The 25518-nt window shown below is 73.8% G+C and carries 18 protein-coding genes; 5 read left to right on the top strand and 13 right to left on the bottom strand.

What is annotated here, in order from left to right; genetic code table 11:
• Positions 1-189: 189 nt before the first annotated feature.
• Positions 190-10947, top strand: a complete 10758-nt coding sequence (locus ACN27G_RS16200; protein ID WP_421493647.1) for an amino acid adenylation domain-containing protein — start codon at positions 190-192, stop codon at positions 10945-10947.
• Positions 10944-12344 (top strand): MFS transporter, encoded by a 1401-nt coding sequence (locus tag ACN27G_RS16195; RefSeq protein WP_421493646.1) that lies wholly within the window; start codon positions 10944-10946, stop codon positions 12342-12344. The genes ACN27G_RS16200 and ACN27G_RS16195 overlap by 4 nt, the downstream gene beginning before the upstream one ends.
• 61 nt (positions 12345-12405) lie before the next feature.
• On the opposite strand, the gene ACN27G_RS16190 is transcribed toward ACN27G_RS16195, so the two are convergent.
• Complete coding sequence (locus ACN27G_RS16190) at positions 12406-12816, bottom strand: RidA family protein (RefSeq protein WP_421493645.1); 411 nt, start codon at positions 12814-12816, stop codon at positions 12406-12408.
• Positions 12817-12894: 78 nt separating this feature from the next.
• Between ACN27G_RS16190 and ACN27G_RS16185 the strand changes: the two genes are divergently transcribed.
• Positions 12895-13305, top strand: coding sequence for a winged helix-turn-helix transcriptional regulator (locus ACN27G_RS16185; RefSeq protein WP_421493644.1), 411 nt, complete (start codon positions 12895-12897; stop codon positions 13303-13305).
• 102 nt (positions 13306-13407) lie between these two features.
• Here the strand turns inward: ACN27G_RS16185 and ACN27G_RS16180 are convergent, their stop codons facing one another.
• The 12 genes from ACN27G_RS16180 to mbhE form a co-directional block, all read right to left on the bottom strand.
• Positions 13408-14649 carry a cellulose-binding domain-containing protein gene (locus tag ACN27G_RS16180; RefSeq protein ID WP_421493643.1) on the bottom strand — a complete coding sequence of 414 codons (1242 nt, stop codon included), beginning with the start codon at positions 14647-14649 and terminating at the stop codon, positions 13408-13410.
• Between the two features lie 263 nt (positions 14650-14912).
• On the bottom strand, positions 14913-15911 hold the full coding sequence (locus ACN27G_RS16175) for a LacI family DNA-binding transcriptional regulator (protein WP_421493642.1): 999 nt from the start codon (positions 15909-15911) through the stop codon (positions 14913-14915).
• Positions 15912-16204: 293 nt separating this feature from the next.
• On the bottom strand, positions 16205-16867 hold the full coding sequence (locus ACN27G_RS16170; protein WP_421493641.1) for a DUF3618 domain-containing protein: 663 nt from the start codon (positions 16865-16867) through the stop codon (positions 16205-16207).
• A 58-nt stretch (positions 16868-16925) separates the two neighbouring features.
• A complete protein-coding gene (locus ACN27G_RS16165; protein WP_421493640.1) occupies positions 16926-17366 on the bottom strand; it encodes a phage holin family protein in 441 nt (146 codons plus the stop codon).
• A complete protein-coding gene (locus ACN27G_RS16160; RefSeq protein WP_421493639.1) occupies positions 17363-17998 on the bottom strand; it encodes a hypothetical protein in 636 nt (211 codons plus the stop codon). Before ACN27G_RS16160 ends, ACN27G_RS16165 begins: the two co-directional genes overlap by 4 nt.
• A gap of 231 nt (positions 17999-18229) precedes the next feature.
• Positions 18230-18601 carry a monovalent cation/H(+) antiporter subunit G gene (gene mnhG, locus ACN27G_RS16155; protein ID WP_421493638.1) on the bottom strand — a complete coding sequence of 124 codons (372 nt, stop codon included), beginning with the start codon at positions 18599-18601 and terminating at the stop codon, positions 18230-18232.
• Positions 18601-18855 carry a monovalent cation/H+ antiporter complex subunit F gene (locus tag ACN27G_RS16150; protein ID WP_421493637.1) on the bottom strand — a complete coding sequence of 85 codons (255 nt, stop codon included), beginning with the start codon at positions 18853-18855 and terminating at the stop codon, positions 18601-18603. The genes mnhG and ACN27G_RS16150 overlap by 1 nt, the downstream gene beginning before the upstream one ends.
• Positions 18852-19391, bottom strand: a complete 540-nt coding sequence (locus ACN27G_RS16145; RefSeq protein WP_421493636.1) for a Na+/H+ antiporter subunit E — start codon at positions 19389-19391, stop codon at positions 18852-18854. The genes ACN27G_RS16150 and ACN27G_RS16145 overlap by 4 nt, the downstream gene beginning before the upstream one ends.
• Positions 19388-20968, bottom strand: a complete 1581-nt coding sequence (locus ACN27G_RS16140) for a Na+/H+ antiporter subunit D (protein WP_421493635.1) — start codon at positions 20966-20968, stop codon at positions 19388-19390. Before ACN27G_RS16140 ends, ACN27G_RS16145 begins: the two co-directional genes overlap by 4 nt.
• On the bottom strand, positions 20965-21342 hold the full coding sequence (locus tag ACN27G_RS16135; protein ID WP_421493634.1) for a sodium:proton antiporter: 378 nt from the start codon (positions 21340-21342) through the stop codon (positions 20965-20967). Before ACN27G_RS16135 ends, ACN27G_RS16140 begins: the two co-directional genes overlap by 4 nt.
• Entirely contained in the window at positions 21339-21863 is a 525-nt protein-coding gene (locus ACN27G_RS16130; protein WP_421493633.1) for an MnhB domain-containing protein, read from the bottom strand. Before ACN27G_RS16130 ends, ACN27G_RS16135 begins: the two co-directional genes overlap by 4 nt.
• The gene (gene mbhE, locus ACN27G_RS16125) at positions 21860-24205 is read right to left on the bottom strand and encodes a hydrogen gas-evolving membrane-bound hydrogenase subunit E (protein WP_421493632.1); all 2346 of its coding nucleotides are present in this window, start codon (positions 24203-24205) and stop codon (positions 21860-21862) included. Before mbhE ends, ACN27G_RS16130 begins: the two co-directional genes overlap by 4 nt.
• Positions 24206-24454: 249 nt before the next feature.
• On the opposite strand from mbhE, the gene ACN27G_RS16120 reads away from it, so the two are divergent.
• Both ACN27G_RS16120 and ACN27G_RS16115 read left to right on the top strand, forming a co-directional pair.
• A complete protein-coding gene (locus ACN27G_RS16120) occupies positions 24455-24943 on the top strand; it encodes an Asp23/Gls24 family envelope stress response protein (protein WP_421493631.1) in 489 nt (162 codons plus the stop codon).
• Positions 24944-25007: 64 nt separating this feature from the next.
• Positions 25008-25412 (top strand): phage holin family protein, encoded by a 405-nt coding sequence (locus tag ACN27G_RS16115; protein WP_421493630.1) that lies wholly within the window; start codon positions 25008-25010, stop codon positions 25410-25412.
• Positions 25413-25518: the final 106 nt, after the last annotated feature.

Below are 25518 nucleotides of genomic sequence, written 5' to 3'. Positions count from 1 at the left end.
CTGTCCCGGTTGCCAGGCCCCGGCGCGGTCCCGGTCATCTCCGTCTCCACCGGTGCGGGGACCGTGCGGGGAGCCCCACGGGCGGCTGTGCCCGGCTGCGGGTTCGGTGCCGGACACACCGCGACCCGCTGACCGGACGGGCGCCGACGGCCCCCCGGATTCCGGGGCGGCGAAAACAACGGGGGAAGAGTGGAAAGACCGGCTCTGTACCGCAGGGAGCGCCTGGACCCGCCGCAGGGACATCCGCGGCACCTCGCCGAGGCACTGTCGCGCGCCGCGCGGCTGTTCCCGGAGGCGGGCGTGGTCGCGGTGCGGGAACGGGGGGACGCCGAGTTCGTCGGCTATCCGGCGCTGCTCGACCGGGCCCGCCGGCTGCTCACCGCCGTACGACGGCGGGGCCTGCGGGCCGGCGACCCCGTCGTGCTGTACGTCGGCGATCCGGTGCATTTCCTGGCCTCGTTCTGGGCCTGCGCCCTCGGCGGTCTCCGTCCACTGCTGATCGCCCGCCCGGCCGATCCGGGCGCCACCGCCGCCGCTCTCGACCGGCTCCGCCACGTCACCCGGCTCCTCGGCGAGCCGCTCGTCGTCGGCGACCGGCCGGACCCCGCCGGCCTGTCCGGACGGCTACGCCTGCTCGACGTCACCCGACATCCCGAGCATCCACCCGCGACCGAGCTGCACCAGGCGGCTCCGGACGACGTCGCCCTGCTGATGACCTCCTCCGGCAGCACGGGAAAGCCGAAGATCATCCAGCTCACCCAGCGCGGCCTGCTGGAATTCAGCGTGGGAACGCCCGCGCTGCTGCCGATCCGTCCCGGCCAGACCACGCTGAACTGGCTCCCGCTGGACCACAGCGGGGCGTTCCTCCTCTACCACCTCCTCGAGGTCTTCGTCGGCTGCACCAACGTGCACGTTTCCACCGAGCTGGTCCTCGCCGACCCGCTGCACTGGTTGGACCTGATCGCCGAGCACGCGGTCAACCACGCCTGGGCGCCGAACTTCGGCTATCAGCTGGTCAACCAGGCGCTGGCCGAACGGCCGGGCAGGCACTGGGACCTGTCGTCCGTCGCCACCCTGGTCAGCGGCGGTGAGCAGATCACCGTCCCGGTGATGACGGACTTCCTGCGCGCCACCGCACCGTTCGGCGTCCGACCGGAGGCATTCGTCCCGGCCTGGGGGATGACCGAGACGGTAACGGGGATCACCTTCGCCCGTCCCGGTCTCACCCCGAACGTGCACCGGATCCGCACGTCGAGCCTGGACGCCGAGTTGGAGTGGGCGGACGACGCCGACGGGGAGGAGGGCGGCGTCACCTTCGTGGCGGTCGGGTCGCCCGCACCCGGCGCGACGCTGCGGGTCGTCGACGACACCGGCGGCGTACTCCCGGAGCGGCGGATCGGGCGCCTGCAGGTCTCCTCGGCGCGGGTCACCCCCGGTTACCTCGACGACCCGGACGCCGACCGGGCCGCCTTCGTCACCGGCGGCCCGCCGGGCGCGGTGTGGCTGGACACCGGCGACCTCGCCTTCGGGGTGGACGGGCAGGTCGTCATGGTGGGTCGGCAGGACGACCGGATCATCCTCAACGGGCAGAACCACTACACGCACGACATCGAGAACGCGGTTGCCGAGGTGCCCGGCGTCGATCCGGCGTTCGTCGCGGCCTGCGGCGTGCCGGACGGGGCGAGCGGCACCGAGTCCCTGGTGCTGTTCCTCGGCACCGACGCCGCCGAGCCGGCCGGCACGGTCGGTGCGGTCCGGCAGGCGCTCTTCGCCCGGCTCGGCGGGGCCGTCCGGGTGGTCACCATGCCGACCGCCGCGTTCCCGAAGACGGGCGGCGGCAAGAAGCAACGGTCGGCGCTGCGGCGGCGGTTCCTCGACGGCGGATTCGGCAGCGGCCCTGCTCCGGCCACCCCCGCCCCTGCCCGCGCTCCCGCCGCCGACCCCGCTCCCGCCGCTGTCGTCGGCGTCGGGCTGGCGGACTCGGTACGGTCGGTGTTCCGCGTCGTGCTCCGCGCCGATGTCGGGGAGGGGACACCCTTCTACGAGCTGGGCATCGATTCCGTGACCCTGGTCCGGCTGCACGCCCGGCTGCAACAGCAGCTCGGCCTGCGCTTCAGCAAGCTGGCGATGCTGGAGCACCCGACGATCGCCGCACTCACCAGCCATCTGGGCACGCTCGGCACCGCCCCGGCGGGGCGGTCACGCGCCGACTCGGTTTCCGGGGCCGAGCAGCGGATCGCGATCGTCGGCATGTCGGCGCGACTGCCCGGGGCAGACACGCTGGAGCAGTTCTGGGCCAACCTGACGGCGGGCGTGGTGAGCGTCCGGCGGTTCGGCCCGGCGGAACTGGCGGCGGCCGGGATCCCCGCCGCCGACCGGACCCGTGCCGACTTCGTGCCGGTCACCGGGGCACTCGCCGGCATCGACGCGTTCGACGCCGGCTTCTTCCGGATGAGCGCGGCGGAAGCGGAGCGGACCGACCCGGCGCACCGGCTCTTCCTCGAGTGCTGCTACCACGCGCTGGAGCACGGCGGATACGCGGGCACCACCGGCACCCGGCGGATCGGGGTCTTCGCCGGCAGCGGCATGAACCTCTACACCCACCAGAGCTACCTGCTGAACAATCTCCTCGGCAGGCCGCACGACCCGATCGGGACGATGCAGGCGGCGATCGGCACCCAGCCGGACTTCCTGGCCTCGCTGGTCGCGTACCGGCTGGGGCTGACCGGCCCGGCGGTCGGCGTGCAGACCGCCTGCTCGACCTCGCTGGTCGCGGTGCATCTGGCCTGCCAGGCGCTGCGCACCGGGGACGCGGACCTCGTGCTGGCCGGCGCCGCCGCCGTGCACGTCCCCCAGGTCACCGGCTACCGCGCGTATCCCGGCTCGATTCTCTCGCCGAGCGGGCGGTGCCGGGCGTTCGACGCCGACGCCGACGGCACGGTGGGCGGCAACGGGGTGGCGGCGGTGCTGCTCAAGCGGCTGGACCGGGCGCTGGAGGACGGCGACACGATCCACGCGGTGATCCTCGGCTCGGCGGTGAACAACGACGGGGCGAGCAAGGTCGGTTTCACGGCGCCGAGCGTGCCGGGTCAGGTCGACGTCATCGAGCGGGCGCTCGACCGGGCCGGGGTGCCCGCCGAGACGATCTCCTACCTGGAGGCGCACGGCACCGGTACGCCGCTCGGCGACCCGGTGGAGCTGCGCGCCGCGGCCCGGGCGCTGCGCGACCGGACGGACGAGGTCGGCTTCTGCACCGTCGGCTCCGTCAAGCCGAACATCGGGCACCTGGACAGCTGCGCCGGCATGGCGGGTCTGATCAAGACGGTTCTCATGCTGTCGCACCGCACCCTGGTGCCGCTGGCGAACTGGCGCCGGCCCAACCCGGAACTCGAACTCGACGGCAGCCCTTTCGTGCTCGGCACCGAGCTGCGCCAGTGGCACACCGGCGGGACACCCCGCCGGGCGGGAGTCACCGCGCTGGGCGTCGGCGGCACCAACGCGCACGTCATCCTCGAGGAGGCACCGCGCCAGCCGGAACCCGACGCCGACGCCGACGTACTCGGGGTGCTGCCGCTCTCGGCGGCGGACCCGGCGGCACTCGCCGAGCTGATCGGGCGGACGCGCGACCACCTTCACGCCGATCCCGGGCTGGCGGTCGGGGACCTGGTCACCACCGCCGCGCTCGGGCGTCCGCACCACCCGCACCGCGTCGCCGTCGTCGGCGCCAGCGCCACCGAGCTCGCCGACGCCCTCGACAGGGCCCGACCGGGCGAGACACCGGCGGTCGGCACCGCCCCGTTGACCTTCGCCTTCACCGGGCAGGGCGCCGGCCGCCCCCGCACGGCCGGCGAACTCCACGCCAGGTTTCCGGCCTTCCGCCGGGCGCTCGACGAGTGCGAGCGGGCGTACGCCGAGGCGCACGACCACAGCCTGCTCGCACTGCTCTGCGGGGAGCACGGCGAGCACGCCTGGTCCACCGAGACGGCTCAGCCCGCGCTCTTCGCCTTCCAGGTCGCGCTGGCGCGGCTCTGGCGGGCGTTCGGCGTCGAGCCCGGCGCCGTGCTGGGGCACAGCGTCGGCGTCCTGCCGGCGCTCTGTGTCGCCGGAGCGCTCTCCGCCGCCGACGGGGTCCGCCTCACCGCCCTGCGTGGCGAGCTGATGGGCCGGCAAGCTCCGCCGGGTGCCATGGTCGGGCTCTGGGCCGACCGCACCACCGCCGACAAGGTGGCGTCCGGGGCGGGGGTCGAGATAGCCGCCGTCAACGGCCCCGAGGAGTACGTGCTGACCGGGCCGGAGGAGGCGATCGGGCAGGCGGTCGACCGGCTCGTCCGGGAGGGCATCTCCTGGCAGCGGCTGGCGGTCGACCGGGCGTTCCACAGCGCGTCGCTCGATCCGGTCGTCGGCATCTTCGCCGCGCGGGCCGCGGCGACAGCGATCTCCCCGCTGGAGATCCCGATGGCCTGCACGGTGAGCGGGCGGCTCCTGCCGGCCGGCACCGTGCTGGACGCCGGCTACCTCGCCCGGCAGATCCGCCGGCCGGTGCTCTTCGCCGACGCGGTGCAGGCCCTGACCGACGGGGGATCGCGCCGGTTCCTGGAGCTCGGTCCCGACGCCGTGCTCAGCGGCATCGGGCAGCGCGCCCGGCCCGACACCGACTGGGTGCCGGCGCAGCGGCGCGACACCGATCCGATCCGGGCCACCGAACACGCGGTCGCCGAGCTGTACCGGCTCGGTGTCCCGGTGGAGTGGACGGCAGTCGCGGGTGGCGGGCGGCGACGGCCGCTGCCGAGCTATCCGTTCCGGCGCGATCGCTACTGGATCGACGCCACGACCGCGCCGGACCGCAACGGCGGGGCGGGGGTGGCGGCCGGCGTACCGGACCGGGGCGACGGGACTCCCGACCGGCCCTCCGCCGCACCGACTGCCGCCCAGCCGGCGCCGACCACGGTGGATCGCGCGCCGGCCGCCGTGCGAGACACGCCGATCGCGTCGGAGGCGGAGATCCTGGCGACGGTACGCGAACAGACCGCCCGGCAGCTCGGCGCCACGGTGGCCACGGTCCGCCCGGACACCACCTTTCTGCAACTGGGTGCCGACTCGCTCGCCATGCTCCGGATGGTGCAGGAGGTGCGGAACTCGTTCGGGATTGCACTCGCCGCCCGGGAACTCTTCACCGCCGCCGACACACCCGAAAGGCTGGCGGCGCTGATCGTGGATCGGCTGGGCGCCGACGCGGGCCCGGCAACGGCGCAGCCCGGCCCGGCGGTGCCGGAGAGCCGCCGTCCCGGGCCGGAGAGCCGCCACCCCGGACCGGCGACACGGACCACGGATGGGACCACGGACCAGGGGCGGCCGGCCCCGACCGGGCGCTGCGACTTCAGCCTCTATTTCTTCGGCGACTACCCGGACCAGGACCGGCGGGACAAGTACGGCCCGATCCTCGACGCCGCCCGTTTCGCCGACCGGCACGGCTTCCACGCCGTGTGGCTGCCGGAGCGGCACTTCCACTCGTTCGGCGGGCTCTTCCCGAACCCGGTCGTGCTGGCGGCCGCGGTGGCCCGGGAGACCTCCCGGATCCGGATCAACGCGGGCTCCGTGGTGCTGCCGCTGCACCACCCGATCCGGGTCGCCGAGGAGTGGTCGGTGGTCGACAATCTCTCGGACGGGCGGGTCGGGCTCTGCGTGGCGAGCGGGTGGCACGCGAACGACTTCGCACTCAACCCGGAGGCGTTCGGCCGGCACCGCGACCTGATGTACGAGCAACTGGAGACCGTCCAGGCGCTCTGGTCCGGAGCCTCGGTGCCGGCCAGGTCGGGCAGCGGCGCGCAGATCGACGTGCGGATCTATCCCCGGCCGGTGCAGCCGATGCCGCCGCTCTTCGTCGCCGCCGTCGGCAACCCGCAGACCTACCGCGCCGCCGCCGCCCGCGATCTCGGCGTGGTCACGAATCTCATGATGCAGTCGATCGAGCAGTTGGCGGAGAACATCGCCCTCTACCGCCGGACGAGGCGGGAACACGGCCTCGACCCGGAGGCCGGCCGGGTCGTCGTGCTGGTGCACACGTATCTCGGCGACGACGTCCGGCGTGCCCGTGCCGAGGCGTACCAGCCGTTCTGCGACTATCTGCGGTCGTCGCTGTCGCTGCTGGGGGGCGTCGCCAACAGCCTGGGCATGCGGATCGACGAGCACACCCCGGCCGAGGACGTCGACTTCATGCTCGGCCAGGCATACGCGCGGTACTGCGAGGGGCGGGCGCTGATCGGGACGATCGACAGCAGCGCTCCGATCGTCGGCCGCCTCTCGGCGGCCGGGGTCGACGAGATCGCCTGCTTCGTCGACTTCGGGGTCCCGGCCGACCAGATGCTGCGGAGCCTGCACCTCGTGGCCGAGGCGCGGCTGCGACACCAGCGACCCGATCCCGCATCACCCCGTCCCGATCCGGTGCGGGACGGGCCCGTGCCGCAGCCGTCCGCGCCGCTGTCCGCCGCCCAGCGCGGCATCTGGTTCCTGGAGCGCCTCTATCCGGGGCGGAGCAGCTACCACGAGCCGAAGGCGGTCAAGCTGCACGGGGCGCTCGATGTGACCGCGCTCCGCTGGGCGCTGCGCGCGGTGGTCGAGCGGCACGCCTCGCTGCGTACGGTGTTCCGCACCGTCGACGGCGAGCCGCAGCAGGTGGTCCTCGCCTCGGCCGAGCTGGACTGCCCGCTGGTCGACCTGCCCGGGGCGACCGCCGACCAGGCCATCCGGCAGGCGGTGCGGTCGTGCGGTACGGACGGTCTCGACCTGGCGACCGGGCCGCTGCTACGGCTCAGGCTGGTCCGTCTCGGCACGGACGAGCACGTGCTGGTGCTCTACGCCCACCACATCGTCTTCGACTCCTTCTCGACCGCCGTCTTCGTCCGGGACCTCGCCGCCCTGTACCGGTCGTGGCCGGACCCGCGGGCGCTTCCGCCGCTCCCGCTCAGTTATCCGGAGCACGTCCGTGCCCGACTGCTCGGGGCCGACGAGCGGCGCCGGCACCTGGACTACTGGCGCACCACCCTCGCCGGAGCCCCGCTGCTGCGGCTCCCCACCGACCGGCCCCGGCCTCCCGTGATGACGGCGAGCGGCGCCGCGCTCGTGCACGACCTGGATGCCGGGCTGACGGCGGCGGTCCGCGAGTTCAGCCGGGCGCACCGGGCGACGCCGTTCATGACGCTGCTCGCCGCGGTCGCCGCCGTGCTCGGCAGGTTCGGCGGTCAGCACGACCTGGTGCTCGGGACCGTCCTGACGAACCGGCCGGCCGGCACCGAGGAGCTGATCGGCCTCTTCATCGACTCGGTCCCGCTCCGGATCGATCTCTCCGGTGCGCCGACCCTCGGCGGCCTCGTCCAGCGGATCCGGGACGGCAGCACCGAGGCGTTCGAGCACGCGGGCGTCGGCTTCGACGAGATCATCGAGGCGGTCAACCCCGAACGGGACACCAGCCGGAATCCGCTCTTCCAGGTGATGGTCGAGTACGAGAACGCCTCCACGGTCGACTTCGACCCGCCCCGGGTCGGTGCGACGATGCTCGACGTACCCGGCGACCGGGCACCGCTCGACCTGACCCTCTACCTGACCGCACACCCCGACCGGGTGCAGTGCGTCGTCGAATACAACACGGATCTGTTCGACGAGAGCAGCGTCCGCCGGCTGCTCGACTACCTCGAAGCCGTGCTCGCCCGGGCGTGCGCGGCGCCGGAGCTCGACCTGCCCGCGTTGACCGCCCCGGTCGAGGCGGACCGGGCCGTGCTGCACCGGTGGGGCGGCGACCAGCGGGAGGAGCCGGGGAGCAGCCTGCCGGCGCTGGTCGAGCAGCAGGTGGCCCGCACCCCGGACGCCGTCGCGCTCGTCGCCGGAGACGTCCGGCTCAGCTACGCCGCACTGGACCGCCGGGCCAACGCGCTGGCCTGGCGGCTGCACGACCACGGCGTACGCCCGGACGAGTACGTCGCCGTCTGCCTGCCCCGGGGCGTCCCGCTCATCGTCGCGCTGCTCGGGGTGCAGAAGGCGGGCGCGGCGTACCTGCCGCTGGACCCGAGCCTTCCCGAGGGTCGACTCGGGTTCATGGCCAGCGACAGCGGTGCGGTCCTTGTCCTGGCCGAGGAGGCGGGGGAGGCGGGACCCGGCGCCCGGCTCGGCGAGCGGCTCGGCCTGCCGGTGCTGCGGGTGGCGCCGGACGACTGCACCGATCCCCGGGCGGAGGCGCCGCCGCCGTGCCCCGCCGGGCCGGAGAACCTGGCGTACGCCATCTACACCTCCGGTTCGACGGGCCGCCCGAAGGGGGTCGCCGTGCCGCACCGGGGGCCGGCGAACCTGATCCGCTGGTACCTTCGGCGGCGTCCGGCACTGCGTACCCTCCAGTGGACGTCGGTCGGCTTCGACGTGAGCGTCCAGGAGATCTTCTCGACGCTCGCCTCCGGGGCCGCGCTCGTGCTCCTGGCCGAGGAGGCGCGGCACGATCCCGAGGCGGTGGTCGGGACGATCCGGCGCCATCGGGTCGAACGGGTCTTCATGCCCTTCACTCCGCTGAAATACCTGCTGGAAACCGCGCCGTCGCTGCCGTCGCTGCGCGAGATCGTCTCGGCGGGCGAGGAGCTGACCCTGACCCCGGCGCTGCGCCGGTTCCTTGCCGCGCATCCCGGGTGCGCCCTCTACAACGAGTACGGGCCGACCGAGGCGTCGATCATCGCCACCGTCGGGCGGGTGCGGCCGGACGAGAGTGCGAAGCCACCGATCGGCCGCCCGGTCGACAACGTGCTCGTCCGCCTCCTCGACGAGCGGCGGCTTCCGGTGCCGGTCGGGGCGGTGGGGGAGATCTACCTGGGCGGGGTGGGTCTGGCACGGGGGTACATCGCCCGGCCGGAGGAGACCGCGTGGGCCTTCGTCACGGATCCGGCGTCGCCGACCGGCACGCTCTACCGCACCGGCGACCTGGGCCGGTGGCTCCCGGACGGGAGCCTGCAATACCTCGGGCGCCTCGACGACCAGGTGAAGATCCGCGGACACCGGGTGGAGGTCGGCGAGCCGCAGCGGGCGCTCTACGCGCTGGACGGGGTGCGGGATGCCGCCGTACTGGCCAGGAAGGACGATCGCGGCGAGACCTATCTGGCCGCGTACGTGGTGCTCGCGGACGGTGACGCCGACGATGCCGGCGGCGATGTCGCCGCGCGCCTCGCCGACCGGCTCGCCGCGACCCTGCCGAGCTATCTCGTCCCGTCCCGGTGGGTGCGGGTCGACGAGTTGCCGGTCAACGCCAGTGGCAAGCTCGACCGGGCCCGCCTGCCCGAACCGGGCCGGGCCGACCGGCCCGGAGCCGCGCCGGAGAACGAGCTCGAACACACCCTGCACCGGCTCTGGGCCGACCAGCTCGGGTTGACCGAGGTGCCGGTCGACGCCTCGTTCTTCGCGCTCGGCGGGCACTCGCTCACCGGCGTCGAACTGGTCGACCGCATCCGGCAGGCGCTCGGCGTCGAGGTGCGGGTCGCCGACCTGTTCCACGCGCCGACCATCCGGGCGATGGCCGGGCGCCTCGGCACCCCCGCCCCCGCCCCCGCCTCCGGCACCGGCACCGGTGGTGGCACCGGTGGTGGCACCGGGTCGGTCGGGTCGGGCACGCCGGCACCGGCGCTGGTGGAGACCGCTCCGGCGACCAGCTTCCAGCAGCGGGGGTGGCGTGTGCATCACACCAACCCGCATCCGGAGGTCTACAACGTCGCGCACCGGATCCGGCTCGACGGCGACCTCGATGCCTCCGCGCTGCGGCGTGCCATCGGTGGACTGGTCCGCCGGCACGCCGCGCTCCGCACCCGGCTGGTCCTCCGGGACGGCGAGCTGATCCAGCAGGTCCTCGCCGACCTACCTGTGCGACTACCGGTCACCGACCTCACCGCCGAGGCCGACGGCGGAAGCGGCTGGTGCCGGGCGGCGGCGGAGGAGCCCTTCACCCTGGCCGACGCGCCCCTCTGGCGTGCCCGGCTCGGCCGGCTGGGAGACCGGCGCTGGGTGCTCGTGCTGGTGTTGCACCACGTGATCTGCGACGGCTGGTCGATGCGGGTGATCTGGCGGGAGCTCTCCTCGCTCTACCCGGCCGAGGTGGCGGGCGCCGGAGCCGAGCTACCGGTCCCGGCACAGTTTCCGGAGTACGCACGCTGGCGGGCCGCGCAGCTCTGCGGGGACCGCCGGGACGCCCTGGTCGCGTTCTGGCGTAGCGAGCTGGCCGGGGCGCCGCTCCGGGTCGACCTGCCCTACGACCGCCCCCGTCCGGACGTGCTCTCCGGCCGGGGCGCACTGCACCGGTTCGCCGTCCCCGAGCCGACCGTCGGACTCGTGCACGCGGCAGCGCGCGAGCTGGCCAGCACGCCGGCGGCGGTGCTCACCGCAGCCTTCGCCGGATGGTTGGCGGAGCTCAGCGGGGAGCGCGACCTGGTGCTGCCGCTGTCGAGCGCGAACCGCGTCCGCCCCGGGCACGGCGGCCTGGTCGGTCCGGTCGGCGAGGCGCTGCTGGTCCGGGTCACCCTCGCCGACGGGCTCCGCTTCGACGACCTCGTGCACGCCGTCACCCGGCGTACCTTCACCGCGCTCGACCACCACGCGCTCGCGCTCGGCGAGGTGGCGGCGGCGGTCGGCGTCGACCTCGCGACACCGCAACTGCTCTTCACCGTCGTCACGGCACCACCGCCGACGCTTCCGCTGCCGGAACTCTCGACAGAGGTGCGGAGCCTCGCCGTGCCGAACGTCGCCCGGACCGAACTGTACGTCGTGCTGACCCCCGGCGAGGAGACGATCGAGGGGGTGTTCGAGTACTCCACCGACCTGTTCGACACGTCGACGGTGCGGGACTGGGCGGCGGCCTTCGTGGCGGCGTTGCACCGGATGGCCGCCGCGCCGCAGGCCGAGATCCACCGCCGCCCGGTACCCCGATGACACTGCCCGGTACCCCCACGACGCCGGCCGGTACGCGGACGAGCCGGCGGGACCTGCGGGCGTTCACGGCCCTGGTTGCCGGCTACGCGGTCTCGACCTTCGGCAACTTCGTCAACCTCGTCGCGCTCAACCTGTATGCCTACCACCTGACCGGAAGCGCGTTGCAGACCGGAGTGCTGATGGCGGTTCGGCTCGCCGCGGGGTTTCTCGCCGGTCCGGTCGCGGGCAGGCTGGTCACCCGCTGCGACCGGCGCGCCGTCATGGTCGTCACGGACCTCGGGCAGGCCGCGTCGATGATCGCCCTGCTGGTGACGCCCTCGACCATGCACTCCTGGGTGCTCTACCCGGTGGCCGCCGTCCTCGGCGCCGGAAACACCGTCTTCACGGTGGCGCTGCGCACCAGCGTCCCCGAGATGGTCGGTGCCGAGGACCGGGTGCGGGGCAACGGATACCTGCTCACCGGCAAGTCGGTGGCGATGGTCCTCGGCTTCGCCTCGGCCGGTCCGCTGGTCGGTGGCATCGGATTCCCCGCCGCGTTCGCGGTCAACGCCGCCAGTTTCCTCGTCTCGGCAGCCGTGCTGGTCCGCTCGCCGCTGTCGTTCCGCCGGTCCGCCGACGTCGGGCACCGGCCGTCGGGATCGGTGTCGTCGGGATCGGTGTCGTCGGGGTCGGTGTCGTCGGGGTCGGTGTCGTCGGGGTCGGGGCCGGCCGGTCCCAAACCGGCGGCGGCCGGCCTGCGTACCGTCCGGGTCCTGCTCGCCGGTCCGCCGATCGTGGCGGCGATGGTGGCGCTGCGTGGTGTGGACGCCTGGGGATCAGCGTCGCACAACGTCGCCCTGCCGCTGCTCGCCACCGACATGGACCCCGGCAACCCGGCGGCCGTGCTCAGCCAGTTCTGGACGGCCTGGGCGGTGGGCACCCTGCTGATCCAGGCGGTGGCGCTGCGCTCTCCCCGTGCGGGCCGGTCGCTGGACGAGCGGGCCTTCGCGATCGCCGCCTGTGTGATGTCCCTGGCGTTCGTCGCGGCGTTCACCGCACCACCGGCACCGCTGCTGGTCGCAACGGCGCTCGTCGCCGGGATGGCGGACGGGTTCACCGAGCTGGCCTACTCGTCCAGGTTGCAGGCCGCCCCCGACGACGTGCGTGGAATCCTCTTCGGAGCGTCGGCCAGCGTCGAGACGCTCGGCTTCGCCGCCGGCATGTTCGCCAGCGGGGTCGTGCTCGACCACGTCGCCCCGTTGCCGGTTGTCGCGGTCGGCCACGGCCTGGTTGTCGCCGCCGCCGCTGCCTTCCTGCTGCTGGCCCGGACCCGCTGGCGTGCCCCGGACCGCGCCGTCGCCGCGCCGCCCGACCAACCGGGTCGGTCGGGCCAACCGGGTCGGTCGGGTTGCGCTTGACCGGCACCGCCAGGCCGTCGATGCGCCCCGTCCCGCTGGAGCCCATCGGCGATGCTCACCCTCAGTCCACGATCGCCGTCGCCTCCACCTCGACCAGGACATCGGGTTCGAAGAGGTGGTCGACGCCGATCAGCGACGCCGGAGGCAGCGGCCGCGGCAGCCCGACCTCTCCCGCGACCTCCTCGACGCCGGCCATGAAGTCCTCGATCCGCTCGGGCGACCAGTTCGTGACGTAGAAGGTCAGGCGGACGACGTCCGAGAAGGTGGCGCCGGCACCGGCCAGGCCGCGCGCCGTGTTCCGAAGCGCCTGGCCGACCTGACCCCGGAGACTGCCGGGCGCGACCGGCCGCCCCGCCTCGTCGCGGGCGATCTGGCCGGCGACGTGGACATGCCGCGAACCCGACGCGACGGCGACGTGGTGGTAGGGAACGGGCTGCATCATGCCCGGCGGGGACGAGAACGTGACGGCCACGGAAGATCCTTTCTCAGGTCACTGCGGTATCTCCTTGATACCTGGTGCTTGGAGGAAACTTCAACGAGACTAGGTGTCGTGACAGAAACCGACCCCTCCGCAACCGAACGCCTCGAGGTCACCCCGCCGCATCGCGAGCTGCTGGACCAGGTCCTCGACAAGTGGTCGCTGGAGGTGCTCAACACGCTCTGCGAGCGGCCCTCGCGGTTCAACGAGCTCCGCCAGGCGATCCCGGCCGTCTCGCAGAAGTCGCTGAGCGCGACCCTGCGCCGGCTCGAACGCAACGGCATCGTCGAGCGTCGCGTCCTCGCCACCCGGCCGGTCGCCGTCGAGTACGGCATCACACCGCTCGGCAAGACGCTCCGGTCACCGGTCGACGCCCTCCTGGAGTGGGCCGACCGCCACCTGGCCGCCGTCGAGGCAGCCCGCCGGCAGTACGACGAGGTCAGCGCACCCCGCTTCTCGCTTCCCGGTCGGCACACCCCTTGACCGGTCACACCCACACCCAACTGTGCGGCGTTGAGCCCAGACCACGTCCGGTGGCACGTTCCGGGGCCGGCGCACCGCCGACCCCGGAACACGGCGCGGGGGTCAGTAGCCGTACCGGCTCCTGAGGTGGCGCCACCAGTCGCGGAGCATCCAGGCGTCGAACTCCGTGATCGAGCTGGCGCTGCCGGCCTTCATCAGGAACCCGCCGACGCCGCTGGGGGTCCAGTCGTAGAAGTCGTCGAGGCCGAAGGTATGGCCGATCTCGTGCAGCAGGATCGTCATGTTCGCCGCGTTGAGGTTGTTCATGAAGTACTCGCGGCCCATCCGCTGCCCCCAGTCACCGCCCGCACCGCCGCCGAACCCGTCGGTCAGCCAGAGCGACTGGTCGTAGTGCCGGGCCGCTCCGCCGGGACAGTTCGGGTACTGGCCGTTCTGGTTGAAGAACCGGCCGCAGGGCGCGGCGCACTGCGGGGCGTTCTCCCGGATGTCGCCGACGTAGATGTCGACGGAGTTGTCGGTCCACTGCAACTGGTTGCGGTCCCGCACCGCCCAGCCGACGACCCGGACCGGCACGTCCTGGTACGGCCAGGCGTTGTGCCCGGCCATCACGTCCATCCACTTCCTGTACTGCCGGGCCAGCGTGGCGTGGATCTGGTCGCGTTGCGCGGCGGTCACCGTGGCGCTGGAGTCCCAGCGGACGCAGTAGTTGACGTAACCGCGGTTCGCCATCACCTGGTCCCAGCCGTAGTTGCGGAACCCGTAGAGGTTGCCGTTGTTGTAGGTCTGCTCCTGGTGCTGCCAGACCTCGTGCAACGGGGTGACCAGGTTGGCCGGCGGGTTCCAGCCGCTGGTCGGCGGCGGTGTGGTCGGGTTGGGTGCCGGGGTGGTCGGCGCGGGCGTGCCGGGGGTGGTCGGCGCCGGGGTGCCCGGCGCGCCGGTGCAGGTCACGCCGTTGAGTGCGAACGAGGTGGGCTCGGGGTTGCTTCCGGCCCAGGAGCCGTTGAAGCCGAAGGAGGTGCCGGCGCCGGTGGCCAGGCCACCGTTGTAGCTGACGTTGGTGGCGGTGACCCGGTTGCCGCTCTGGGTCACGGTGGCGTTCCACGCCTGGGCGACGGTCTGCCCGGCCGCGTAGGTCCAGGTCAGCGTCCAGCCGTTGAGCGGGTCGCCGAGGTTGGTGACGGTCACGTCGGCGCCGAAGCCGCCGGACCACTGGTTGGTGACCCGGTAGTCGACCCGGCAGCCGGGTGCGGCGGCCCGGGCGCCGGTGACCGCGAGCGCCGCAGTGGTGGCCAGGGTGGCGACCAGCGCCGCTGCCAGTCGCACCCCTGTTCTGGACGGTGTCATGCAGGGTCCTCTGCCGTCGGGCCGGACGGCCGTGAGCGCGGCCTCCGGCGAATAGATTGTTGGCTATCCAAACTAAGTAGGGAAGGTGCCGGGTGGCAAGCGGGGTGTCCCGGTGTTCGCAGACACCGCCGTAATCGGCGGCACATATTGCCGAAAAGCTTTTCGTCCGCCAGGGTGGCGGGGCTCGAACCGGCACGCGCCCCCGGTCCGCGGTCCCGGCCCGTCCGGCGGCCCGACGCGGCCGGCCGGAATGACAGGGCGGGTCAGCGGTGCGGCGCCGGTCCGGTGGATTCGCGTACCACGAGGCGGCCGGGCTGCCGGATGACGCCCGAGCCGGGGTTGCCGTCCAGGGCCGCGAGCAGGTGGTTGACCGCCGTCGCCCCGAGCTGCTCGAGGTTGAGGTCCACGGTGGTCAGCGGCGGCCGGCAGTCGGCGGCGAAGAACTCCCAGTTGTCGTACCCGACGATCGCCACGTCGTCCGGGATCCGCCGGCCCAGGTCGCGCAGGGTGTCGGCGACCCCGGCCGCCACCTGGTCGTTGCCGCAGAAGATCGCGTCCACCTCGGGCCGGGCGGCCAGCAGCAGGCGCGCGGCGTGCCGGCCCCAGCGCTGCGACCACTCGCCGTAGAGCGGATCGCCGGCCGGTGAGAGCCCGGCCTCGGCGAGCACCGCCCGCAGCCCCGCCGCCCGGTCCCGGGCCGCGCGGTAGGTGTCCGGCCCGGTGATGTGTCCGACGGTGCGTCGGCCATGCAGCACCAGGTGCTCGGCGGCGAGCCGGGCGCCGCCCTCGTCGTCGGCGACGATCGACAGGTCGTCCGGGTCGGTCGACTCGGCGTAGGCGTAGACCACCGGGACCGGGATGTCCGGGGTCAGCGACGGGCGCAGGTCGTTGCTGTCGCCGACCACGATGAAGCCGTCGACCTGCCGGGCCAGCAGCGTACGGATGTAGTGCTGGCGGCGTATCGCGTCACCCCGGGCGTCGCAGAGCAGCACGGACATCTGCCCGTTGCCGAGCGCGTTCTCCGCGCCGAGCAGGATGGGGATGGCGAACCGCCCGCCGAGCTCGTCGGTGAGCAGCCCCACCGTGCGGGTGCGGCCGGAGATCAGGCCACGGGCCAGCACGTTGGGCTGGAAGGAGAGTTCGGCGGCGGCGCGCAGCACCCGCTCCCGGGTGGCCGAGGCGACCTCGCCCCGGCTGTTCAGCGCCTTGGAGGCGGTGGCCACGGAGACGCCGGCGCGGTTCGCCACGTCGGTAAGCGTCACTGACTGGGATCGTCGCCGGCTCAACCGAAAGCCTTTCGCAAGATTTCTGGACGCCGACGGCAGGCCGCCGGGCCCGGTGCTCCCTGCCAGCGTAGTGCGTCGGGCGGAGTTCCGAAAAGGCGGCCGACGGGCGCGTGCCCGGAGCGGCATCGCAGGGCCGACATCTTGCCGAAAACGTTTTCGGGCGGCGGGGTGATGGCGGGCAGTGATATGAGTCACTATGTCGGCCCCCGTGCCGCACGCACCGCCGCACCGAGGGCGCCGGCCGGGAGGGGCCCCGCCCGCCGCACCGGTCAGCGCCGGCGTGCCTGCTCCATCGTCTCCCGGGTCTGTCCGCGCAGTTCCTCCGCCGAGGAACGCGCCTGCCCGCCCAGATCGCTGGCCTGCTGGCCGGCCCGGGAGCGGACGGACTCGGCGGCCTGCTGCGCCGGTTCCCGCAGGTTCTGCTGTGCGTTGCCGGCGATCTCGCCGGCCTGCTGCCGGACCTCGCCGGAGTGCTCGGCGACCTTGTTCCGGAGCTGTCCGGCCATCCGCCGCTCCGTCTCACCGCCGGGCAGCAGGGCGGAGGCGACCATACCGAGCCCGAACGCGACGAGGCCGGCGGCGAGCGGGTGCCCCTCCGAGGCCTGCCGGGTCTGCTGTCCCAGCGACTGGATCCGGTCACCGGCGGTGGAGATCCCGGCCTGCGTAGCCGCGCCGGCCTGCCGCAGGTTGCCGCGGGCGTGCTCGGCCCCTTCCCGGGCCTGGGCGGTGGCGCCGTGCACGCCCTGCCGGGCCTGCGTGGCGCTGCCCATCACGTTCTCGCGCATCCGCTGCCAGGCGCCGCGGGCCCTGCCCGCCTGCCGGTGCGCCGCGTTGCGCGGGGACATCCGGTCACCGAGCGCGTTGAGGTTCTCGCCGAGTCGGTCCTGGTTGCGGTCGATCTCGTCGCGGAGCGAGCGTGGATCCGTGCTCATCGTTTCCTCCGATCAGTGCTGTCCCCGTTCACTGCTGTCCCGTCCAGCGCCGTGCCGATCAGTGCTGTGCCCGGTCGGTGCCGTGCCCGTCCCGGAGGGCGGCGGGCATCCGCCGGATCGACTCGGACGTCTGCGGCAGCGCCCTGAGGGTGCGTGCCTGGCCCCTGGCCACCCCGGCCAGGGCGGCGGCGACCAGGGCCCAGACCCCGGCGACGACCAGCGCCGCCCAACCCTGGTCCATCACGTTCGCCAGTCCCCACCAGAGGGCGTACGAGAGGAAGAGCAGCACCATCAGCGCACCGAGGGCGGCACCGCCGAACATTCCGGCGACCCGGCCGGCGGTGCGTACCTCCTGCCGCAGCTCCACTTTGGCCAGCTGGATCTCCTGGCGGACCAGCGTCGAGGTGTCCCGGGTGACGGCGCCGAGCAGTTCGCCGATCGATGCCTGTCCCGGGTCCCGTTCCCGCTCGGTGCCGAGCCCGCGTGCGGAGGCGCTCACCGCCGTACCTCCCGGGCCCGGCCCTCACCCATGACGCCGCCCTCACCCATGGCACCGGGCTGGCCGGCCCCGCTCCGCATCCCGTCCGGGTGCGGTCCCGCGCCACCCGGGGTTGTCGTTGTCCCCGGGCCATCCTGCAACGCGTCGCGGTTCCGGGTGAGCCGGCCGGCGATCACCCCGGCCACGGCCGCTCCGGCGAGGAAGAGTCCGGGATTGCGGCGGGCGTAGTCCCGCACGTCGTCGAGGACCCTGCCGGGTTCTCGCCCGTCGAGCCAGTGTGCGGCCTGCTGGACCCGCTCGGCCGCGTGCCGCACCAGGTCCGTGCCGACCCCCGGCCGGTCGGTCCGCTCCGACATCGTGCGCAACTCGTCACCGAGGGCCCGCAGCCCGGATGCCGCCCGCTGCTGCTGGGCACCGGCCTCCGCCCTGAGCTGGTCGGTGGCCTGTCCCATCAGGTGCTGAGCCTGCCGTCGCGTCTCGGCGGCGACATCCCGGCCCCGGTTGGTGGCGTCGTGCGCCAGGCCGCCGCCGGCCTGCGTCAACCGCTGCCCGGTCTGCGCGGCGCCCTCCCGGGCGACCTGGGTCCCCGACCGGTGGCCGTCACCGGACGGGTCGAGATCGTCTCTGGTCATCTTCGCCCCCAGCTTCGCGTTTCGCCCCCATGCTTCGCGTGGGATCGGGGCCGGCTTACCCGGCCGGCTGGTCGTTATGCCGGATCAGGCCGTGACCAGCAACGACGCCGTACCCGGGGCGGAGTTTCGGCGCCGTTCGGGAGATTCGTCCCCGCTGGTTCCAGCACTCCGACGAGGTCGCCACCAGCCGGCCGGACGCCGGCCGGCAGGCGAACGGCGGGTGGTGCCCGGCTACCGGCCAGGCCGGTCGGCGCCGCCCGCCGGCCTGCCCGACCGGTCCCGGAACTCGTCGACGAGCAGCGCCTGGTGGGTGACGCCGGAGCGGTAGGCGGACCGGCCGACGAGCTGGGCAAGGACCGGCGCGGTCACCAACTGGAAGAGCACCACCACGACGAGCGCCAGCGCCTCCGTGCCGCCGATCCGGGGTGCCGCACCGGCACAGATCAGCGCCAGGCCGACGACCTGTGGCTTCGTCGCCGCCTGCAACCGGGCGGCGACGTCCGGCAGGCGGATCAGGCCCAGCCCGGCCAGGACCGCGAGGATTCCGCCGGCCACCAGTGCCGCCGCCGCGAGCAGCTCGCCGACCCGGCCGAGGACGCCCATCACGCCCTCCCGGCCAACCGGACCACCGAGACCGTACTGAGGAAGCCGACCAGCGAGACCACGACGAGCAGGATCACGTTGCCGCCCTGCCCGCTCCGCGCCGCCTCGACGGCTATCGCGCTGATCAGGACGACGACCAGCGTGTCGAGCGCGACCAGTCGATCGTGCAGGGTGGGCCCCCGGAGCAGCCGTACCAGGACGAGAAGTCCGGCCACCGCCAGCAGGCCGGCCGTGACGACGAGGGCGATGCTCACGATCCGCTCCCTTCCGGTCCGGGCGCCCGGCCGTCCGGGACGTCCTCGCCGAGCGTTGTCAGTAGGTCGTGGGCCGTGCGGCGTACGTTCCGGCGGGCCCGTTCCAGGTCCTCCGGACCGCGTACGTCGAGGACGAAGACGTAGATCTCGCCGGCCTCGGGAGCCACGCCGAGCACCAGCGTCCCGGGCTCCAGCGAGATCCGGTTGACCACCACCGTCAACGCGGCGGCCGACGGGTGACCCACCGGCACCGCGAGCACCGCCGATCTGGCCCGGGGCCCACGCGCCAGGGTCGTCCAGCAGACCTGGAGCGACGAGGCCAGGACATCGCCCCCGGACCGGGCCAGCGTCATCGGCAGCCGTCGCCACCGTGGACGCGACGCCGCCGGTAGCGCGGGGAGCCGGCAGGCGGCGAGGCAGAGCGGCCCCACCAGGAGTGCCGAGCCGAGCGCCAGGAGGCTGCCCGAACCCCAGAGCAGCAGCCAGAGCAGGGCCAACCAGGCGGCCAGCGCGACGCGCTCCGCGAAGGCCGTCATCCGGCGTCCCGGTGGCCGAGTACCGCGCTGCGGTAACCGTCGCGGTCCAGCAAATCGGCCGCGGCCCGCTGGCTGAACGCCGAGAGCGGGCCGGCGGCCAGCGTGACGGCCAACCCGGCCAGTACGGCGGCGGTGGCGGCGGCCCGTTCGACCCAGCCCGGCAGCCGCGTCCCGACGGAGCCGCGCGGCGGCGGGCCGCCGTCGCCGGACGGCGGCAAACCACCCGCGTGTGCCGGCGGCGGGCTGCCGGCGCCGGTCGGGCGGCCCCAGAAGACGCGCAGCCAGATCCGCATCAGCGCGGCGAGCGTGAGCAGACTGGTGAGCACCGCGACGACCGCCGTGGCGAGGACCACCGGGCCGGCCCGGGCGGCGGCCGCCTGCAACAGCGCCAGCTTCCCGACGAAACCCGCCAGCGGGGGGAGGCCGCCCAGGCTGAACGCCGACACGGCGAAGAGCGCCGCGACCACCGGCGCCGTCGCGGCGAGCCCACCGAGGCGGGCCAGGGACACCGTCCGCCGCTCCCGCTCGATCAGACCACTGATCAGGAAGAGCGCGGTCTGCACGGTGATGTGGTGCACGAGGTAGAGCACCGCGCCGGTCAGGCCCGCGACCGAGAAGATGGCGAGCCCGAAGAGCATGTAGCCGACGTGCGAGACGAGGGTGAAGGAGAGGATCCGGTTGAGGTCGTCCTGTACCAGCGCGCCGAGGACCCCGACCAGCATGGTCGAGGCGGCGAGCACCAGCAGCAGGGTCCAGGGTTCCTGCCGGGGGAAGAGCAGGGTCTGCGTCCGGATGATCGCGTAGATCGCGACCTTGGTGAGCAGTGCCGCGAAGATCGCGGTCACCGGGGCCGCGGCGGTCGGGTAGCTGTCCGGCAACCACCAGTGCAGCGGCACCATGGCCGCCTTGATCCCGAGCGAGACGAGCAGCATCAGTCCCAGCAGGTTCCGCAGGTCGTCGGGCAGGTCGGCCGTGGCGGCACTGAGCTGGGCCAGGTTGACGGTGCCGGTGACGGCGTACACCAGGCCGATGGTGGTGAGCAGCAGGATCGAGGCCGTCAGGCTGGAGACGACGTACGTCAGGCCGGCCCGGACCCGCTGCCGGGTCGCCCCCATGGTGATGAGGACGTAGCTCGCCATCAGCATGACCTCGAACCCGACGAAGAGGGTGAAGAGGTCGCCGCTGGTCAGCACCAGCGCGATACCCGCGAGCAGCACGAGGTAGGTCGGGTGGAACACCGCCGGGACGTTCTCGACGCGCCGCTCGGCGCTGCCCTGCGCGATGGCGAAGACCATCACCACCAGACAGGTCACGACGGCGACGGCGAGGATCAGCGCCGAGAAGCGGTCCGCCACCAGCGTGATGCCGAGCGGCGGCTCCCATCCGCCGGCCTGGGTCGCCTGCCGGCCGGCGCTGTCGACGCGGAGCAGGAGAAGGACCGCGTCGACCAGGACCGCGCCGAGCACGGCCACCCCGAAGACCCGCTGGACGGTCAGCCACCTGGCGCAGAGGGTGGAGACGGCGGCGGCGAGAAGCGGCACCGCCACCGGCACGGAGACGAGCATCGCGCCGGTCACGCCTGCTCCGCCTCGGGACGGCGGCGGCGCAGCCGCCGGTCCTCCAGGTCGTCCTGCACGCCGTCGTCGCGGTAGAGGCGCACGCTCCGGTCGGAGAGCGCCAGCAGCAGAGCCGTGATCGCGAAGGTGATGACCACGGCGGTGAGCGCCATCGCCTGCGGCAGCGGATCGGCCGCCTCCGCCGGCGCCGTCGCGTCGGCCTCGGGAACGTGGCCGGCCGGGCCGCCCGCCAGCAGCAGCGTGAGGTTGGCGCCGTGGCCGAGCAGCACGAAACCCGCCACGATCCGCAGCAGGCCGCGTTGCAGCAGCAGGTACGTCCCGCCGGCGAAGAGGACGCCGACGATCAGCGAGAGGCTCAGGTTGCCGGCGGTCACCGCGACTCCTCGCCCGACCAGACGTCACCGTATCGGACCTGGTCGTCCTCTGCGCCCAGGCTGCGGAGCACGTCCAGCACCAGCCCGACGACGATCAGCGCGATGCCGAGCTCGAACAGCAGCGAGGTGCTCACCTCCAGGTGCCCGGCGGGGCCGAGATCGACCTGCCGGGCCAGGCCGGCGAGGAGCTCACCGGCCAGCAGCAGGCCGGCCAGGCCGTACCCGGCACAGGTGAACAGCCCGAGACCGAGCAGGAGCCGCGCCGGGACCGGCGCCGCCACCTCGACCTCGCCGGGGCCGCCGGCGAGGCGCCGCAGCACCAGGCCGAGCCCGGCGACGAGCCCGGCCGCGAAACCCCCGCCGGGGCGGTGCAGCCCGGCCAGCAGCAGATATCCGGCGACCAGCAGCACGCTCGGATACACCACCCGGGTGACGACCTCGAGCAGCATGCTGCGCCGGTCCGGGCGCTGCTGGTCGGCGGCGGCCAGTGGCCGGGGCGGGCGGGGTCGGGACGGGCTCATCCCGGGCCCTTCCCCGAGTTGCCGGCCGCCCGCCGGTGACGGCCGGGCGCGACCCGCAGGCGCCGCGGCCCGGTGCCGCGCCGGCTCACCATCACGAGACCGGCGATCCCGGTCGACGCGACGGCCAGCACGGTGACCTCGCCGAGGGTGTCGAGGGCCCGGAACTCCGTCAGGATCACGTTGACGACGTTCGGACCGCCCGCCGGGGATGCCTCCCGGAAGTAGCCCTCCGTCGATCGGGACGGCACGTGGCGGGCGGTCGCGACCAGGGTGGCGCCGGTGACGAACGCCCCGACCAGCACGGCGATTCCGGCGCGCAGGAAGCGGGACGGAGGCTGCGCGTGCCGGGTCCTGGGCGGCATCCGGCGTACCACGAGGACGAAGAGCACCAGCGTCAGCGTCTCCACCAGGAGCTGGGCCAGGGCGAGATCCGGGGCGCCGTGCAGGACGAAGAGGCCGGCCACCAGGTATCCGACGGCCGAGAGGAGCAGCGGTACGACGAGTCGCCGCCGTGCCATGACCAGGGCCAGCACCCCGGCCACCAGCCCGAGACCCAGCACCGCCTGCGCCGGCTCGTCCCAGGCGCGGGCGGGCAACGGCACACCGGCACCGGCCAGGAGCACGAAGCCGGGCCCCAGCACCAGCACGGACATGGTGACGAGCAGGTATCTCGGCAGCGACCCCACCTGCGTGCGGACCGTCAGGATGCGCGCGCCGGTCATGACGCCGCTGGCCAGCCGGTCCTGGACCGCGAGTGCGGCGACGACATGCTGCCGGATCCACGTCGCGACCGGGACGAGCGGTCTCCGGCCGAGGTGCAGGAGCACCCCGGCGACCAGGGTGAGCAGCGAGATCCCGAGCGGCAGCCCGACGCCGTGCCAGAGCGCCAGCCGGTATCCGCCCGCCGCGGCCGGGTACGCCGCCGCGTAGTCGGCTCCGGGCGCTCCGGCGACGGCGGGCACGCAGCCGAGGACCAGCCCCGCCACCGCACAGACCGCGGTGGTCAGCAACCACGGCACGGGCACGTGCCGCAGCCGGCTCGGCACACCGGCCCGGTCGGCGAAGGCGCCCCAGAGGAAACGTACGGTGTATGCGGCGGTCAGCGCGGAGCCGACCGCCAGCCCCGCCAGTACCCATCCCTGGCCGGGGCCGTGCGCGACGAACGCCTCGAACGCGGCCTCCTTGCCCAGGTAACCCACTGTCGGCGGCAGGCCCACCATCGAGAGGCAGGCCAGCAGCGCCACCAGGGCGAGGCCGGGTGCCCGGCGCCCCACCCCGCTCAACTCCCGCAGGTCCCGGGTCCCCGCCTCGTGGTCGACGATCCCGACGACGAGGAACAGCGTCGCCTTGAAGAGGGCGTGCGCGAGCAGGATGGTGGTCCCGGCCAGCGCGGCGGTCCGGGTGCCGGCCCCGACGAGCACCAGGATGAAGCCGAGCTGTGCCAGGGTGCCGAAGGCGAGCAGTCGCTTGAGATCCGTCTGGGTGAGCGCGCGGATGCCGCCGAGCAGCATCGTCGTCAGACCCACCGCGAGGACCACCGGTCGCCACCCCGGCACGTCGGCGAAACCCGGTGCGAGCCGGGCCACCAGATAGACCCCGGCCTTGACCATGGCCGCCGCGTGCAGGTAGCCGCTGACCGGTGTCGGGGCCACCATGGCCTCGGGCAGCCAGGGATGGAAGGGCACCTGTGCGGATTTGGCGACCGCCCCGACCAGGATCAGCATGACGGCGACCGTCACCGCCGGTCCTCGCGGCGGCGCGGCGAGCAGTCCGGAGATCCGGTAGTCGCCGGCCACCTGCCCGAGGAGTACCAGCCCGAGGAGCATGACGAAGCCGGCACCGCTGGTGACCAGGAGGGCCCGGAGAGCGGCCCGGCGTGCCGCCCGGTGCCGGCCGCCGTCGGCGATCAACAGGAAGGAGCAGACGGTCGTGAGCTCCCACGCCACGTAGAGCGCCAGCAGGTGGTCGGCGAGGACGAGCGCGAGCATCACCCCGGCGAAGAGCACCAGCACCACGGCGGTCTGTCCCAGCCCGCGCCGCCGTCCGGCGAAGTACCGGACCCCGTAGAGCAGGACGACGGTGCCGACGCCGGTGATGATCAGCCCGAGCAGGAGGGCCAGCGCGTCCAGCCGTAGCGGCAGCTCGAGCCGGAGCGTCGGCGCCCAGGCGACCGAGATCCGGCGCTCGCGGCCGGCGAGCACGTCGGGTGCCGCGCTGAGCAGCCAGCCGAATCCGATCGCGGGGGCGACCGCACCCAGGGCCAGGACCCGGGCTCCCCAGCGCCGGACGAGACCGGCGCAGGCGACGGCGACCAGGACGTGGAGCCCGAGGACGACTGCCATGTCGGGCTACCCGGCGATTCCGGACCGGGCCGCGGTCCTGGCTCGGTGCAACACCGGCGCTCCTCTCCGGCCCGTTTGCGCCGTTTCGTCGGGTTGGCCGGCGCCGCATACCCGGTGAGGCCGGCCGGAAACCCGAGCGTCGCAGTTGTCGAACTCCGCCCATCCCAACCCGGCCAGCCCGTTTGACCGGCCACCATCGGTGTATCCCCCATACCGACAGGCAGCAGGGCGGACGACTAGGAGAGGCCGATGGCCGCGACCGAGACCAGAAGCGATGCCGGCGAGAAACTCCGGGGCGCGGCGCAGTCCATGACCCCGGACGGCGGACCGGCGCGTGCCCAGATCACCACCGACACCGGCAAGACCCGCATCGCGGCGGGAGTCGTCGCGAAACTGGCCGGCATCGCCACCCGGGAGATCCCGGGCGTGCACTCGATGGGTAGCGGCGTCAGCCGTCGACTCGGCCAGCTCCGCAACATGCTGCCGGGTAGCTCCGAAGCCTCCGACCAGGGAGTATCGGTCGAGGTGGGGGAGCGGGAGGCCGCCGTCGACCTGGACATCGTGACCTGGTACGGCCAGAGCATCGTCGACGTCACCGATGCGGTACGCCGGAATGTCGTCGACCGGATACGCGGCACCACCGGGCTCACGGTGGTCGAGGTCAACATCAACGTCGACGACGTCTTCGTCGAGGGTGACGGCGGCAACGGCTCCGCCACCGGGCCCGGCACGCGGTAGGGGCCCGCGCCGTTCGTCGGCTCTCTGCACGGGCCGCCGCGACCGTCGGCAGCCTTGGGAAGGGGTGATCAGGGTGCACCGGGCGGACGATTCCCTGACCGGGGCGGCGGCTCCCGGCGACCGGCTCGCCCGGGACGTCCGGGAGCTGGCCGTCCAGGAGGCGATGCGGTTCCGTGCCGATCTCGCGGAGTCGGCGCGCCGGGCCGGGCTGGGAGCGGCGCTGCTGGCCGGCGCCGGCATCGCCGCCCTCCTGGGCCTGGGAGCGGCATCCGCCGCCGTACTGTCGCTGGTGGATGCGAGGCTGCCGGCCCGGCGCTCCACGGCCGTGCTGGCGGCCGGATACCTCGGTGGTGCCGCCCTGCTCGCCGTCACCGGGCTGACGCGGCTGCGGGCGGCGGGTGGTCGGACCGACCGCGTCACCACCGAGCTGCGCGGGATAGTGGCCGGCGTGCGGGCCGGCCGGAGGTGAGCGGAACCCGCCTCCTCCACCGGCGACGACGTGCCGGGCGACCGCGAGGCCCTCGCCCGGCGGCGCCGCGAGCCGGCACCGGCCGTTCCGGACGGGCATCTGCGGC

Origin of the sequence: Plantactinospora sp. WMMB334 (assembly GCF_049179095.1) — a bacterium.
Lineage (GTDB): Bacteria > Actinomycetota > Actinomycetes > Mycobacteriales > Micromonosporaceae > Plantactinospora.
The sequence above is the reverse complement of the archived record's forward strand: the minus strand, read 5'-3'. Positions and strand labels throughout refer to the sequence as shown.